The 14532-nt window shown below is 72.0% G+C and carries 9 protein-coding genes; 4 read left to right on the forward strand and 5 right to left on the reverse strand.

Going from position 1 to position 14532, the window contains the following annotated elements; all coding sequences use genetic code 11:
* The first annotated feature begins 58 nt into the window (after nucleotides 1-58).
* Together ACWC5C_RS25100 and ACWC5C_RS25105 are read left to right on the forward strand one after the other, a co-directional pair.
* On the forward strand, nucleotides 59-2359 hold the full coding sequence (locus tag ACWC5C_RS25100; protein ID WP_450878745.1) for a bifunctional glycosyltransferase/CDP-glycerol:glycerophosphate glycerophosphotransferase: 2301 nt from the start codon (nucleotides 59-61) through the stop codon (nucleotides 2357-2359).
* 143 nt (nucleotides 2360-2502) lie between these two features.
* Nucleotides 2503-4494 carry a glycosyltransferase family 2 protein gene (locus ACWC5C_RS25105; RefSeq protein ID WP_450878747.1) on the forward strand — a complete coding sequence of 664 codons (1992 nt, stop codon included), beginning with the start codon at nucleotides 2503-2505 and terminating at the stop codon, nucleotides 4492-4494.
* Between the two features lie 16 nt (nucleotides 4495-4510).
* Here ACWC5C_RS25105 and ACWC5C_RS25110 read toward each other — a convergent pair whose 3' ends face one another.
* Nucleotides 4511-6520 (reverse strand): glycosyltransferase, encoded by a 2010-nt coding sequence (locus ACWC5C_RS25110; protein WP_450878749.1) that lies wholly within the window; start codon nucleotides 6518-6520, stop codon nucleotides 4511-4513.
* Nucleotides 6521-6955: 435 nt separating this feature from the next.
* On the opposite strand from ACWC5C_RS25110, the gene ACWC5C_RS25115 reads away from it, so the two are divergent.
* Together ACWC5C_RS25115 and ACWC5C_RS25120 are read left to right on the forward strand one after the other, a co-directional pair.
* Nucleotides 6956-7906, forward strand: a complete 951-nt coding sequence (locus ACWC5C_RS25115) for a hypothetical protein (protein WP_450878751.1) — start codon at nucleotides 6956-6958, stop codon at nucleotides 7904-7906.
* Between the two features lie 133 nt (nucleotides 7907-8039).
* Nucleotides 8040-9005, forward strand: coding sequence for a serine hydrolase domain-containing protein (locus ACWC5C_RS25120; RefSeq protein ID WP_450878753.1), 966 nt, complete (start codon nucleotides 8040-8042; stop codon nucleotides 9003-9005).
* Here ACWC5C_RS25120 and ACWC5C_RS25125 read toward each other — a convergent pair.
* The 4 genes from ACWC5C_RS25125 to ACWC5C_RS25140 all read right to left on the reverse strand — a co-directional run bounded on the left by ACWC5C_RS25125 (nucleotide 8989) and on the right by ACWC5C_RS25140 (nucleotide 14520).
* On the reverse strand, nucleotides 8989-10053 hold the full coding sequence (locus ACWC5C_RS25125; protein WP_450878755.1) for an FkbM family methyltransferase: 1065 nt from the start codon (nucleotides 10051-10053) through the stop codon (nucleotides 8989-8991). The two genes, ACWC5C_RS25120 and ACWC5C_RS25125, sit on opposite strands and share 17 nt — an antisense overlap.
* Nucleotides 10026-11912 carry a stealth family protein gene (locus ACWC5C_RS25130; protein ID WP_450878757.1) on the reverse strand — a complete coding sequence of 629 codons (1887 nt, stop codon included), beginning with the start codon at nucleotides 11910-11912 and terminating at the stop codon, nucleotides 10026-10028. Before ACWC5C_RS25130 ends, ACWC5C_RS25125 begins: the two co-directional genes overlap by 28 nt.
* Before the next feature lie 359 nt (nucleotides 11913-12271).
* Nucleotides 12272-13153: a carbohydrate ABC transporter permease gene (locus ACWC5C_RS25135; protein WP_450878759.1), complete on the reverse strand. Its 882-nt coding sequence runs from the start codon at nucleotides 13151-13153 to the stop codon at nucleotides 12272-12274.
* A complete protein-coding gene (locus ACWC5C_RS25140; RefSeq protein WP_450878761.1) occupies nucleotides 13150-14520 on the reverse strand; it encodes a carbohydrate ABC transporter permease in 1371 nt (456 codons plus the stop codon). The genes ACWC5C_RS25135 and ACWC5C_RS25140 overlap by 4 nt, the downstream gene beginning before the upstream one ends.
* Nucleotides 14521-14532: the final 12 nt, after the last annotated feature.

Here is a 14532-nt window from a genome sequence, read left to right on the forward strand (position 1 = left end):
CGCTTCGAACCGCTGCCGCCAGCGCCTGGACCCGCCGTCGCGTCCCGAGGAGCCCCGCATGCCCCGCTTCAGCATCGTCATCGCCGCCTACCGGGTGCAGGGCTATCTGCAGGCCTGCCTGGACTCCGTGCTGACCCAGTCGTTCCGCGACGTGGAGGTGGTGGCCGTAGACGACCGCTCGCCGGACCACTGCGGCGCCATCATCGACGCCTGCGCGGCCCGCGACAGCCGGGTGGTGCCGGTGCACCTGCCCGTCAACTCCGGCCCCGGCCGGGCCCGTAACGCCGGTGTCGAGCGGGCCTCCGGCGACTATCTGCTCTTTCTCGACGGGGACGACACCCTCGCGCCCAGCACCCTGGAGGGCCTGGCCGAACGGCTCGCGCTCAATGAGGACCCGGACATCCTCTACTTCAACCATGTACGCACCTACTGGTCCGGGCGCAGCACCCCCAGCGTCTTCGGGGAGCTGCTGAACTCGGCGGGCACCGATGTCTTCTCCATCCTGGAGCGCCCCGAATTCCTGCGGATCTTCGCGATGTCGTCCAACCGGGTCTACCGCCGCGCCTTCTACACCGAGCACGGATTCTCGTTCAGCGAGGGAATCTACGAGGACGCGCTGCTGTCCTATCTGACGATGCTGACGGCGCGGCGCATCGCCTGTGTGGATCTGGTCGGCCTGGAATACCGTCAGCGCCGGGTCGGTGCCAGCACGGGAAGCCCAGGCGAGAAACACTTCGTCATATTCGACCAGTACGCGCGGCTGTTCGCCTTCCTCGATGAGCACCCCGATCTGAATCCGCTGCGGGATCTGCTCTTCGAGCGGGCCGTCTCCCATTTCCTGTTCTGCCTCGACCGCCGCTCCCGGGTGGCGCCGGGCGACCGGCCGCGTTTCTTCCGCCGGGCGGCTTCCTGGTACCGGACCCACCTCCCGGACGGATTCACGCCGCCCGCCGGAGCCGAGTGGCGCTTCGCGGCGCTGGCCCGTGGCTCGTTCGCCCGCTACCGGGAGCACGAGCGGGCGACGCGGGCCGTCGCCGGGGCCCGCAAGGCCAAGCGGATGGCCCGGGCGGCGCTGGCCGTACGGGGCAAACGGGCCCTCTACCGGGCCCACCGGCGGCGGCCCGCCGACCCCAACCTGGCCGTCTACAGCGCGTACTGGGGGCGGGGGGTGCTGTGCAATCCGGCGGCGATCTACTACAAGGCCCGGGAACTGGCCCCGCACATCCACGGGGTGTGGGTGGTGAAGAAGTCGGAGATCGGATCGCTTCCGGAGGGCGTCGACTACGTCGTCGCGGGCACCCGGGACTTCTACCGGACGGTGGCCCGCGCCACGTATCTCATCAACAACGTCAATTTCCCCAACGATGTCGTCAAGCGGCCCGGCGCGGTGCATTTGCAGACCTTTCACGGCACCCCGCTCAAATGCATGGGCCTGGACCAGCAGCGCTATCCCGCCGCAGCGGCGGGAATGAGCTTCGGGAATCTCCTCAAGCGCATCGACCGCTGGGACTTCGCGCTCTCCTCCAATCCGCATTCCAGCGAGGTGTGGGAGCGGGTCTACCCCGCCTCCTACCGGCTGCTGGAATGCGGATATCCGCGCAACGACGTGCTGGTCTCGGCCACCGCCGACGACGTACGGCGCGCCCGCGCCGCGCTCGGCGTCCCGGACGGCCACACCGCCGTCCTCTACACGCCCACGATCCGCGACTACCAGAAGGGGTTCACGCCCCGGCTGGATCTGGAGCGGGTCAGCCGCGCCCTGGGCCCCGGTACGACGCTTCTGGTGCGGGCGCACTACTCGTACCGGCCGTCGGCGGCGCTGCGCGAACTCGACGAGGCGGGGCTGGTGCGGGACGTGTCGAGCCATCCGCGGGTCGAGGAGCTGTGCCTGGCCGCCGACGCGCTGATCACCGACTATTCGTCGATCATGTTCGACTACGCCGTGCTGGACCGGCCCATCGTGATCTACGCGGACGACTGGGACGCCTACCGGGCCGCCCGCGGCGTCTACTTCGACCTGCTGTCCGGCCGCCCCGGCGACACCCCGGGCCCGGTGGCCCGCACCCTGGACGAGCTGATCGCCGTCTTCCGCGACGGCCGCTGGTGCGACGCCGAAGCGGCCGCGCTGCGCGCCGCGTTCCGGGACCGCTTCTGCCCGTACGACGACGGCCACGCGGCCGAGCGCGTCGTACGGACGCTCATGCTGGGCGAGGACGTCACGGCTCCCGGGTCGCTGCCGCCCCTCGCCCAGCGGCCGGAGAGCCGTACGGTGCCGTCACTCCAGGGGGTACGGGCGCACGGCGGCACTCTGCCCCCGCACGCCGCGCAGCCCACCCGCGCCTTTCCCGACCGCGACTGATCCGACTGCCACTGACCGACCGCGACTGATTCTGTAGTCGACCGCGACTGATCCCGTAGTCCGCCCTGAGCCGGAGTCCGGAGGTCGCCATGCCCGAAGCGTCCGCAGTGCCCGCAGCGTCCCCTTCCCATCCCCGCGTCAGCGTGATCATTCCCGCCTACAACGCCATGCCGGAGCTGACCCGGTCCGTCACCTCCGCGATGGAGCAGACCCTCGGCCCGGACCTGATCGAGATCATCGCGGTGGACGACGGCTCCACCGACGGCACCGGTGACGAGCTGGAGCGGCTCGCCCGCACGTGCCCCGCCCTGCACGTCGTCCACCAGGAGAACTCCGGCTGCGCGGGCGGCCCCCGCAACACCGGCCTGGACCGGGCGCGCGGCGACTACGTCTTCTTCCTCGACTCCGACGACTACCTGGGGCCCGACGCGCTGCGCCGCATGGTCGCCATGGCCGACGAGAACGGCACCGACATCGTCCTCGGCCGGATCGCCTCGGTCGGCGGACGCGCCGTGCCCCGGGCCGTCTTCTCGCACAACCAGCCGCGCACCGACATCTTCTCCTCCCACGCCTATCTGACCCTGGGCCCCTGGAAGCTCTTCCGGCGCTCGCTCATCGAGCGGCTGCGGCTGCGCTTCCCGCCGTACCGCAACTGCGAGGACAAGCCGTTCACCGCGGCCGCCTACCTCAACGCCTCCGGCGTCTCCGTGGTCGCCGACTACGACTGCTACTACGTCCGCTACCGCGAGAACCGCAGCAACCTCACCCTCACCGCGTCCGATCTCGCCCACCGCGTGGACGGCATCCGGCTGTGCTTCGAGACGGTGGCCCGCTATCTCGAACCGGGCCCCCGCCGGGACCAGATCATGCGCCGTCACGTCGAGTGGGAGCTGTGCGGTCCGCTGCGCGGGCTGCTGCCCCGGGAGAGCGAGCGGGACGCGCGGGAACGCTTCTTCCCCGTGTTCCGGGACCTGGCGCGGACCTGGGTGACCGACCCCATCGTCGAGCGGATCGACGCCCCGGACCGGCTGCTCATCCATCTGCTGCGCGCCGACCGCTTCGAGGACGTCCTGACCGTCGCGCGCGGCGCCAAGGAGGACGCGGGCCGCGGCCGCCTTGTCGACAAGGGCCGCGTCTACTGGCTCCACCCCTTCTTCCGTGACCACACCGCCGATATCCCCGACGCCTGTTTCGACATCACGGACCGGCTGCCGGTCCACCACCACCTCGATACGGCGCGGTGGCGCGGCGGAGTGCTGCGGCTGACCGGCCGCGCCGCCATCGAGGGCATCGACGCGGTCGACGCGGTCGACGCGACCGAGCCCGGCACCGAACTCGTCCTGCGCAAGTACGAGGCCGACCGCCCCGAGATCCGGGTGCCCGCTGTGCCGCGCCCCGATGTGACCTCGGGCTTCACCGTCGACATCGACCCGGCCACCGCGGACGGCGGCGTACCGCTGGAACGCGGCCTGTGGAACCTCTACCTGGACGTCCGCGCCCAGGGCGTCACCCGCACCGTGCGGTTCGGCGGCAGCCGCGAGGGCGGTGCGGCCACCCGGCCGCCCCGGCGCGCCGTCACGACGCCGCGCGGCGAACCCGTGGTGGTGGTCCCGTACTTCACCCCGTACGGCAATCTCTCGCTCGACGTCGGCGAGGTCGCCCACGCCGCCCGCGACGCGCGCGAGGCCCCGTGCCTGGTGACCCGGACCGCCTGGCACGGCGCCAGGAAGAGCGTCCTGATCGTCGGCGGGCGGCTGACCGGCGGATTCCCCCGGACGGGAGCAGGGCTACGGCTGCGCGCCGAGAGCGGGGCGGGTGCGGTGCGCGAGGTCGCGGCGCGGTTCGAGCCGGGCGCGTCCGGGGACTTCACGGCCCGGCTGCCGGTCGGACGGCTGACGGCGGGGCGCTGGACGCTGACGCTGATCGTGGAGGGCCGCAGCGTCGTCGTGCCGTGCCTGGGGCGGCTGGCTGGGACGCGCTGGTTCCGGTTCGGCCGTCCGTACTACGCCAAACCCCTCACCCGGCGCTCGGCCCCGGCGCTCGCGCTGGAGGTGGCGCCGGTGAGGGTCGCCGTGGGGGTGCGTCGGCGGATGCGGCGGGCCCGGGCCCGTACTCGCGCTCGTATGGGCAGGTAGGTCGTCAGAAACCCAGTCAGAAACGGCCGCCCAGGCGGTTCCGGGCGGCGGCGAGGAGGCGTACGGGCGCGATGCGCAGCTCCAGGGTCGCCTCGCCGCGCCCGGTGAGCGGCTTGGCGTAGTACGGACGGCCACGGCGCAGCCAGCGGGTGCCCGGCAGCCGCTCGGGCGGCGGTACGGGGGCGGCGCGCGGCGGGCCGTCGCCGTGGCCCACCAGGGCGAGCGTCACGGTCCAGCGGCCACGGCTCAGGTCGCGCACCGGCAGCCGGGCGGTGAACGCGCCCGCCGGGTGGCCCGCCGCGTACCGCACGGGGTGGTCCAGGACGCGGCCGTCGGTGTGCTCGGCGCGCAGCCGCAGCACCCGGTCGCGGGGCGGCGAGCCCGGCGGCAGCAGCCGTCCGGCGACGACCAGCGTGCCCTTGTCGGACGGATGCCACAGCGCCTCGGTCACCTCGCAGGGCGCGCCGCGCGGGGCCGGGCCGATGTCGAGGGAGAGATTGCCGTACGGGGTGGTGAAGTACGGCGTCACGCGGGCGCGCAGCCCGGGGCCCGCGCGCACCACCCGGCGCGCGGTGCCGATGTCGAGCCCCTCGTCGTGGCGGTTGCCGAAACGTATGGTGCGGCTGACGCCCTGGGCGCGCACGTCGAGGAAGACGTCCCAGACGCCCGGGCGCAGCGGGGCGCCGTCGTCGGCGGTGGCGATGTCGATGTCCGCCGCGAAGTCCCCGTCCTCCGTCCCGTCCTCTGCGGCCGTGACCGGCACGCACAGTTCGTCCGGGGCCTCGCGGCGGCGCAATATCAGCTCGGTGCGGTCCTCGGGACCGGCGTCCAGGCCCTTGACCTCGGCCCGGCCACGGACCCGCAGCGTGGAGCCGCCGTGCCAGGCCGCGCCGGTGAGGTGGTGACGGACCGGCAGCCGGTCGGTGACGTCGAAGCAGTCGTCGGGGACGTCGGCCGCCGGGTCGCGGAAGAAGGGGTGCAGCCAGTACACGCGCCCCTTCTCGACCAGACGGCCGCGGCCCGCGTCCTGCTTGGCGGCGCGGATGACGGTCAGCAGATCGTCGAAGCGGCCGCTGCGCAGCAGATGCACCATCAGCCGTTCGGGCGCGGTGAGGGTGCGGAAGAGCGTGTCCGAGCAGTGGTCGGTCGCCCAGCGGCGCAGCTCGGGCAGGAACCGGGCCCGCGCCTCCGCCTCGTCCTCGCGGGGCAGGGCGCGCAGCGCGCCGCACAGCTCCCGGCGGATGTGCCGCCGCATCACATGGTCGCGTCGCGGACCGGGCTGGGTGTAGCGGGCGGCGGTCTGGAACAGCAGCCGGATGGCGTCGATGCGGTCGGTGAGCCCGGTGCGGGCGGGGTGCGGCCCGGCCTCGTGACGGGGGGTGGTGAGGTGGTAGCAGTCGTAGTCGGCGACGACGGAGATGGCGGAGGCGTTGAGAAACGCGGCTGCCGTGAAGGGCTGGTCCTCGCCGGTACGGCACTCCTCCGGGAACCGCAGATGGAACCGTTCGATGAGGTCGCGGCGGAACAGCTTCCAGGGGCCGAGGGTGGAGTAGGCGTGCGAGTCGAGGACGTCGGTGCGCAGCTGGTTGTGGCGGAACACCGCCCGGGGGACGCCGCGTCCGGTGGGGGAGGCCATCTTGCCGACGACGACGTCGGTGCCGTTCTGGTCGGCCATGGCGACCATGCGGCGCAGCGCGTCGGGGCCCAGGTAGCCGTCGGCGTCGAGGAAGAACACGTAGTCGCCACGGGCGAGGTCGAGACCGGTGTTGCGCGGCCTGCCCGGCCCACCGCCGGGCTCCTCGTGGACGACCTTGAGGGCGGGGCAGTCGGCGGCCAGCCGCTCCAGCTCCGCGCCGGTGCCGTCGGTCGACCCGGCGTCGATCGCGATGATCTCCAGCCGGGCGATGCCTATCGTCTGGTCCATGGCGGAGGTGAGGGCGCGGGTCAGCGCGGGCATGGCGTTGCGGGCGGGGACGATCACGCTGACGCGGGGGCGCGGGCCGGGGCGTGGGGTGCGCGGCAACATGCGGACTCCGGTGGGTGAGGTGGGGCTCAGGCGGCGTCGCCGGGGTATGCGGGGGCGCGGCGGCTGACGCGGCTGCGGTCGGCGGCCATGACGTGCTGCGTTCCCATGATCGCTTGTGACTCCTGGTGGCTGCTCATGGTCGGGGCCGGGGGTGAGGGACGGGTGTGGGACGCACGGCCGGCGGATGACGGACCAGCGTCCGGGGCGCCCCCTTCGACGCACGACACGCCGGACCCGTTCACTCCACGCCCGACGGCACGGGCCCGCAGGGAGTCCGAACACCGAGGCGATCCATGGCCCATGCCCTTCGCGGCGGATACGTCGTCCTGAACGGAACCCTAGGCGAACCGCCGTATATGCGCCTTTTGTCGCTGTCGAAGGAGTGCGCGGGGCCGGGCCGGTGCTGAGGCCGGTCGCATGGGAAGGTTTGTTCGCATGACGCGCACGACGCCCGAGCGGCCGGTCGATATCGAAGCGATGTTTCCGGAGCTGGCCGAATACCGCAGGACGACCACCCGGCTGCATCCCCGGCCGGGTTCGCCGAAGCCGCACGAGAGTTCGGTGGCGGGCCCGTTCCTCTGGCCCGTCGACGAGCCGTGGCCGATGTGCGAGGCCGTCCACGAGAAGGGCTGCGGGGAGCTGCTGTCCGACGTACGGCTGGAGCGCCGGTTCCTCGCCCATAGCCGAGAAGGCTGCCACCTCCCGGAGCTGCGGGACGACGACCCGATTCCCCTGCTCGCCGCGGCCCAGCTGTTCACGCGGGACGTTCCGGATCTGACCGGCCCGGAGGGGTGCGATCTGCTGCAGGTCTTCTGGTGTCCGTTCGAGGCGCACGGCCCGGACCGGACGATGGATGTGGTGCTGAAGTGGCGGCGGTCGCAGGACGTGGGGGACATCCTCACGGAGAATCCGGAGCCGGTCGTCGTGGGCCGGGCGGAATGCGTTCCGAATACGTGCGTACTCGACCCGGAGCAGGTCGTCGAGCATGAGTGGCCGGAACTGCTGAGCGAGGACGTGCAGGAGAGGATCGATGCCTGGGAGGAGGAACTCATGGACGCGGCCACGGAAGAGGACGCGTACGAACTCTCCTATACGGGTGACCTGTCCATCGCGCCGGGCTGGAAGGTCGGCGGCTTCGCCCGGTGGGGGCTCACCGGTCCGGCCCGGATCGACTGCTCCTGCGGTGTGGCCATGCGGCCTCTGCTGACCGTCAGCGACAGCGAATGGGACCGGGGCTCACTGACGTGGGTGCCTCTGGAGGACCGGGAAGTCATGGACGCGATGGGAGCCAACGACCCCACCGGCGTATACGTCGGGCGCGGTCAGATGCGCATCTTCACGTGCCCTGTTGACCCCACGCACCCCCACCGGCTCAACTTCCAGTAATCGGCGGCTATACGGGAGCGGGGATATGGACGGGGCGAGTGGGGTCGGGGATCCGTGGGAGGGCGTGGACGCTGGGGCTGTGGCGCGGGCTGTTCGGGGGCAGGGGGAGCGGTCGGTGCCCGGGGTGGGGGACATGGCGGCGTATCTCGATGCGCAGGTGGCCGACGGCTCCCATCGGGAGGTCATCGGGCCGCTGCTGGATGGCGGGGGTGCGAGTGGGGTCGTGGTGCGGCGGGGGGTGGTGATCGGGTCGTGGGGGGATCCGGCGCGGGTGGAGATGGCGTACAGCGCGACGAAGAGCGTGCTGGCGTTGGTGGCGGGTGTTGCTTATGACGACGGGTTGCTGGAGCTGGACGAGCCTGTCCGTAAGCGGGTTGGGCTTCCGGAGTTCGACGGGGTGCAGGGGCGGGCGGTCACCTGGCGGCATCTGCTGGATCAGACGAGCCAGTGGGAGGGTGAGCTGTGGGGGAAGCCGACGTCGGTCGACGCGCAGAGCACGCGGGAGGGCACCGAGTCAGCCGGGGGGCCGCCCGGTGAGGGGTGGGCGTACAACGACGTGCGGGTGAATCTGGCCGCCCTGGCGCTCACGGTTCTGTTCCGGCGCGCGCTGCCGGATGTGCTGCGGGAGCGCGTCATGGCGCCGATCGGGGCGTCGTCGTCCTGGTCCTGGCACGGTTATGAGAATGCGTTCGTGGACGTTGACGGCGACCGGGTGCCGGTGGTCTCCGGGGGCGCCCACTGGGGCGGGGGCCTGTGGATCAACGCGCTCGATCTGGCCCGCATCGGGCAGCTGTGTCTGCGCGGTGGCCGTTGGGGGCGGGCCCGGGTCGTCTCCGCGCGCTGGATCGAGCAGATGTGGACGCCGTGCCCGGTCAAGCCGAACTACGGGCTGTCGTGGTGGCTCAACGACCACCGCACCGTATGGCCGACCGCCCCGGCCACCGGGCGCTGCGCCCGGGGTAACGGCGGCGGCCATCTGCTGTGGGTCGATCCCGCTCGCGATCTGGTGGTCAGTTCCCGGTGGGGTGCGGAGGTGGAGCGGCTGCTCGGCGCGGTGTCGGAGGCCGTCGCACCGGGGCCGGTCAGCGCGGCGTGGTGACCGGCGGAGTGGGGGCGGGGAAGGCGAAGCGGCGGGCGCGGGCCGCGGCGGCGGACAGGCGGGTCAGGGCCGGGGTCAGGGTGCGCGGGCGGTAGGGGGCGTTCCACCCGTACGGGAAGGACGCCTTGTCGGGGGTGAGGAGGTTCGTCGTCTCGTCGCAGGCCAGGATCGCGATCAGCCAGCGGCGCATGGCCCGGTGGAAGGCCGGGGTGAGCGGGCGGGGGGCCAGCAGCCAGTCGCGGGACTGGGGGCTGACCGCCTGCTGGTACGTCGTCTCGTCGTAGCGCTGCCAGGGGGACTCCGGGGTGATCGGGTGCAGGCCGTAGTCCATGGCGGTGAGCGGGGCCAGGGCGGTGCGGAGGGTGCCGTGGTCGGCGCTGGGGAGGAGTTCGCAGATGATCCACGGGCGGTGGCGGCGGATGGTGGCGAGGGCGCCGGTGAGGACGGCCGCCTCGTAGGTCTCGACGTCGATCTTGATGAGGTGGGGGACGAGGCTGCGGTCCTCGGTGAAGGCGTCCACCGTCGTGACCGGGACGGTCACCGATTCGGAGTGTTTGCGGTGGGCCGGGTTGAGGGAGTTGGACGACTCCGTTTTATGGGAGAAGTACAGCTCGGCGGTGCCGGGTTCGGAGGAGAGCGCGGCCTGCTGCACCTCGTAGTCGAGGTGGTTGCAGTGGCGGATGCGGCGGCAGAGGGCGGCGGTCTGGGGGGTGGGCTCGAAGGCGATGGTGTGGGGGCCGGTGCTGGTGCGTGTGCCGTTGGTGTGCGGGCCGTTGGTGTGCGGGCCGGTTCCGTAGACCGCGTCGACCAGGGCCGAGTACAGCCCGATGTGCGCCCCGATGTCGTACACCGCGCTGCCTGCCGGGGCCTGTCCGGCGAGGGCCAGCAGGGTGGCCTGGGTGGTGGGTTCGTAGCCCGCGAGGCCCGAGCGGCGCAACTGCCGCTGCACCGCGGTCTGTTTGCGGCTGAGCACGTTGAGCGCGCGGGGGTACGGGCCGCTGGCGGCCAGGACGTCCGGGTTCAGCGGGAGGGTGATGGCGAGGGGCATGGCTGCCGCGCCTCCTGTCGGGTGACGGCCCGCTCCAGCGGGCTGGGTACGGGGAAGTAGGCGTCGAGGAAGGGGCGGAGCAGGGCCAGCTGACCGGCCAGGTCGTGCTCGGAGGAGACCGTGTCGTTGAGGCAGAACGCCTGGCAGTGGCGTGTCCGCAGCAGTCGCGCGAGCCGGTTGTGGATGGCGGGCCGGGCGAGGTCGACGTAGTCGTAGCGCAGCTGGGCCGGGATCGCGCGGCCGGTGAGGAACGCGTAGTAGTGGTGGAGCGAGGACGGCAGGGAGATGTCCGAGGTGGAGCGCACCCGGTTGGCCATGGTGGCGCGGATCGGGCCGGGGAACTCCCGCTCGATCTCGGCGAGCACGCTGGTGCGTACGGCGTGCGGGGTGTGCTTCATCTTCTGCGTGACGGTCGCCCCGAACCGGCCCTCCAGCAGCCGCCGGTTGTTCTTGCCCGCCGCCGATACGGGGACGTCGAGGTGGTCGGCGGGGGCCAGCGGGATCAGCGCGCGGGAGGGGAAGAACTTGGTGACGCCGTTGGCGAGGAAGAAGTCCTGCGGGGTGACGGGCGAGCCGAGGAAGACGTCGTCGTTGAAGTAGAGGAAGTGCTCGGCGAGGCCCTTGATGTGGTGCAGGCGGGTCTCGATGGCGTGCGAGTTGAAGGTGGGCAGGAGGCTCGGGTCGTCGAAGATGTCCTGGTGGTCGACGACGGTGATGCCGGGGTGGTCGAGCGCGAGCCAGGCGGGGACCTGGCGGTCCGTCACGATGTAGATGTGGCGCACCCAGGGGGCGTACAGGTGGAGTGAGCGCAGGGAGTAGCGCAGCTCGTCGCGGTTGGTGTAGCGGGCGGCGTTGGCGGCCTGCGCGTGGTAGCCCGCGCCGTCGTCTTCGGTTACGGCGGCGGCGCGTCGCTGCTGCCACTGTGGGTCGGAGCCGTCGACCCAGGTGTAAACGACGTCGATGGGGAAGCGGACGTCGTCGGGGAGCCGGGTGGTGAACTCGGGCCGGGTACGGACGAGGCGGCCCGGGGCCCAGCCGGTGGCCGGGGTGAGGCGGGTGAACATCTGGTCCGGGGTGCGTACGGCGTTGCCGGTGAGGGGGACGGAGGCGGTGGTGCGGTTGGGGCGGGGGGCGTGGAGGAGGGGCGCGCCGCTGGTGTCTGTTGGGCCGTCCACCGGGCCGCTCTCCCAGAACTCGATGTCGCAGCCGTGCGACGAGCCCAGGACGAGGTCCCCTCGGGGGGTGGTGTGGAAGCGGGTGAAGCGGACGACGGGCTCGGCGGCCAGCGGGCGCCAGGCGCGGGCCGCGACGCCCAGCCGCAGCGGTCCGTTCCGGCTCTTCTTGTGCGGGGGCGGCGAGACGTACCCCGCCTCCCGGGCGCACAGCGCGCGGAGCGCGGCGACCACCTCGGCCCGCTGATCCGCCCGTACGCCCACGGCGGAGGCGACGTTGCTGTAGCAGCGGATGACGAAGTGGTCGAGCCGCGCCTGGTCCAGCGCCTCGCACACCAGCCGCAGGTTCTCGGCGCGTGCGAACAGGGGGGTGGGCGCGGGGACGGCGGTCGCGATCCGGGTGCCGTGGTCGTCGGCGATCACCATGCGGCCGGGGGTGGACAGCAGCCCCGTACGCACCAGCCGCCCCAGCCGCCGCCGTGCCCAGCGCAGCCGTAGCGCACCGGAGGCGGTGGACACCCGGCCCAGCCCGCGCATGGCCGCGCGGCGCAGCTCGGCCCCGGTCAGGGCGATGACCGCGCGACGGACCCGCAGCGGGACCGTACGCCGGTAGCCGCGCACCAGGGGCGGATCGGCGAGCCACGACGGGGGGCGGGGGGCGGCGGGCGGCGGTGCGGTGAGGGGCATCGTGCGTCCTGGGGCGGGCGGCGGCGCGGGACGGGTGGTTCCTCACACCATCATCTGAACGCCGCCGGGATGGGGCGCCGCCATGGCGAACACCCCCAAACTGCCCCCATTCGGCCCAGCCGCTCCGCAGGCGGGCTGAACTTCCCCAACCCCGCCCCTCCCCGACCCGGGCCTCCGGCGTGTCTCAGATCCGTCGCGCCGGGAGGGCCAGGTTGTGGCGCGGGGGTGCGGAGACGGGGTGTCCTCTGCCGGGAGGCGCCCGGCACGTAAGGGCGTGCCTGCCCCGGGGCCCGGGACCCCGAGGTCTGGGGCGGGGCCCCTGGGTCGGGAAGGGGCGGGGTGGGGGAAAGTCCCCCGGGTTACTTCACCGCGCCTGCCATCACGCCCGCCACGAACTGGCGCTGGAAGGCGAAGAAGACGGCCAGGGGGATGACCATCGAGACGAACGCGCCGGGGCCCAGGATGTCGATGTTGTTGCCGAACTGGCGGACCTGCTGCTGCAGGGCCACCGTGATCGGGGGGTTGCCGCTGTCGGCGAAGATCAGGGCTACCAGCATGTCGTTCCAGACCCACAGGAACTGGAAGATCCCGAGCGAGGCGATCGCCGGGGCGCCCAGCGGCATGACGACGCGGAAGAACAGCCGCAGCTCGCCCGCGCCGTCCAGGCGGGCCGCCTCCAGCAGCTCGCGCGGGATCTCGGCGAAGAAGTTCCGCAGCAGGAAGATCGCGAAGGGCAGGCCGAAGGCGGTGTGGAAGAGCACCACACCCGTGGTGGTCTGGAAGATGCCGATCTCGCCGAAGAGCTTGGCGACCGGGATCAGGGCGACCTGGACCGGGACGACCAGCAGGCTGACGACGATCAGGAACCACCAGTCGCGGCCGGGGAAGTCCATCCAGGCGAAGGCGTAGCCCGCCAGGGCGCCGATGATGACGACCAGGAGGGTCGCCGGGACGGTGATGGCGAGGGTGGTCCACAGCGAGTCGGTGATCAGCTGGTTGCTGAGCAGCTTGTCGTACGCGTCGAAGGTCAGCTGCGACGGGTCGCTGAAGACCTTCCACCAGCCCGAGATGTCCACCTGCGACGGGTCGCGCAAGGAAGAGAGGAGGAGCCCTGCCGTCGGCATCAGCCAGAAGAGGCCGATGAGGACGAGGGCGACCTGCACCACCCCGCCCCCGGCGCGCTCCGCGATGCGTCCGATCAGGGACCGCTTTGTCTTTACGACCGTGTCCGCGCTGGTCATCGGCGGCTCTCCCTTCGGATCCGGCGGAGGTTGACGAACATGACGGGCAGCACCAGCAACAGCAGCAGGACGGCGATCGCGCTGCCGAGGCCCTGGTTGACGTCGGTCCCGAAGGACGACTGGAAGAGCTGGAGGGCGAGGACGTTGGCGTCGTCCTGCGAGGGGCCCGGGGCGATGATGTAGACCAAGTCGAAGATCTTCATCACGTTGATCATCAGCGTGACGACGACGACCGAGAGCACCGGCGCCAGCAGCGGCACGGTGACCCGCCGGAAGACCTGCCACTCGCTGGCGCCGTCCATCCGCGCGGCCTCCATCAGCTCACGCGGCACGCCCGCGAGGCCCGCCGCGATGAGCACCATCGCGAAGCCCGCCCAGATCCAGACGTACGAGCCGATGATGGCGGGGGTGACGAGGGACGGGCCGAGCCAGTCGATGCCGTTGTACGGGGCGGAGAAGTTCCAGGCGGGCAGCCGCAGCTGGGCGCCCTCGGCCTTGGCGGGGAGGGTGTACGTACCGTCCGCCGCCGAGGTCGTCTTCGCGACCACCTTGCCGTCCTTGACCGCCTCGATCTTGAGGTCGGCCATCGCCTTCTCGCCTGGGTCGATGGCGCCCTGCTTGCCAAGCCCGCCCTTGGTGAAGTCGAACCAGACGGTGCCGGTGACCTTCCCGGCCTCGGGCCGCGCGGCCTTGGCGTCCTGCGCGCCGCTGATGTCGTCGCGCTTGGCGGCGACCAGCGGGATCGAGGCGGGGGACCCGGCCCGGACGGTGTCCTGGGTGGTGAAGGAGCCGTTCGACGACTCCGTCAGCCCTGCGGCCGGGCGCGGATGGGCGCCGGGGAAGGGCGGCGAGGCGCTGAACGAGTCATGCACGCCCACCCACATGGCGTTGGCCACGCCCTTGTCCGGGTCCTGTTCGTACACCAGCCGGAAGATGATGCCCGCGGCCAGCATGGAGATCGCCATCGGCATGAAGACGATCAGCTTGAACGCGGTGGCCCAGCGCACCCGCTCGGTGAGCACGGCGAAGATCAGGCCGAGCGCGGTGGAGATGGTCGGCGCCAGGATCAGCCAGATGATGTTGTTCTTGATCGCCGTCTTGGTGGCGTCGTCGGAGAACATCTCCGTGTAGTTGTCCAGCCCGACGAAGCCGTTGCCGCTCGCGTCGAAGAAGCTGCGGTAGACGGAGTAGCCGATCGGATAGACGACGAGCGCGCCGAGCAGCAGCAGCGCGGGCAGCAGGAACACCGCCGCCAGCCAGGGCCGGGTGCCCAGGACGCTCTTCTTCTTGGTACCGCGCGGGGTGGCGGGTGGGGCGGACGACGCCCGGCCAGGTGTGGCCGCGCCGCCCGCTGTCGCGGTCGACATATGTGGATCTCC

Source organism: Streptomyces sp. NPDC001700 (assembly GCF_053596435.1).

Excerpts from the sequence above, each read along its gene's own strand:
- ACWC5C_RS25120 (WP_450878753.1), top strand. The coding sequence starts at position 8,040 with ATGGCGGCGTATCTCGATGCGCAGGTGGCCGACGGCTCCCATCGGGAG.
- ACWC5C_RS25100 (WP_450878745.1), top strand. The coding sequence starts at position 59 with ATGCCCCGCTTCAGCATCGTCATCGCCGCCTACCGGGTGCAGGGCTAT.
- ACWC5C_RS25115 (WP_450878751.1), top strand. The coding sequence starts at position 6,956 with ATGACGCGCACGACGCCCGAGCGGCCGGTCGATATCGAAGCGATGTTT.
- ACWC5C_RS25110 (WP_450878749.1), bottom strand. The coding sequence starts at position 6,520 with ATGTTGCCGCGCACCCCACGCCCCGGCCCGCGCCCCCGCGTCAGCGTG.
- ACWC5C_RS25130 (WP_450878757.1), bottom strand. The coding sequence starts at position 11,912 with ATGCCCCTCACCGCACCGCCGCCCGCCGCCCCCCGCCCCCCGTCGTGG.
- ACWC5C_RS25135 (WP_450878759.1), bottom strand. The coding sequence starts at position 13,153 with ATGACCAGCGCGGACACGGTCGTAAAGACAAAGCGGTCCCTGATCGGA.
- ACWC5C_RS25140 (WP_450878761.1), bottom strand. The coding sequence starts at position 14,520 with ATGTCGACCGCGACAGCGGGCGGCGCGGCCACACCTGGCCGGGCGTCG.
- ACWC5C_RS25125 (WP_450878755.1), bottom strand. The coding sequence starts at position 10,053 with ATGCCCCTCGCCATCACCCTCCCGCTGAACCCGGACGTCCTGGCCGCC.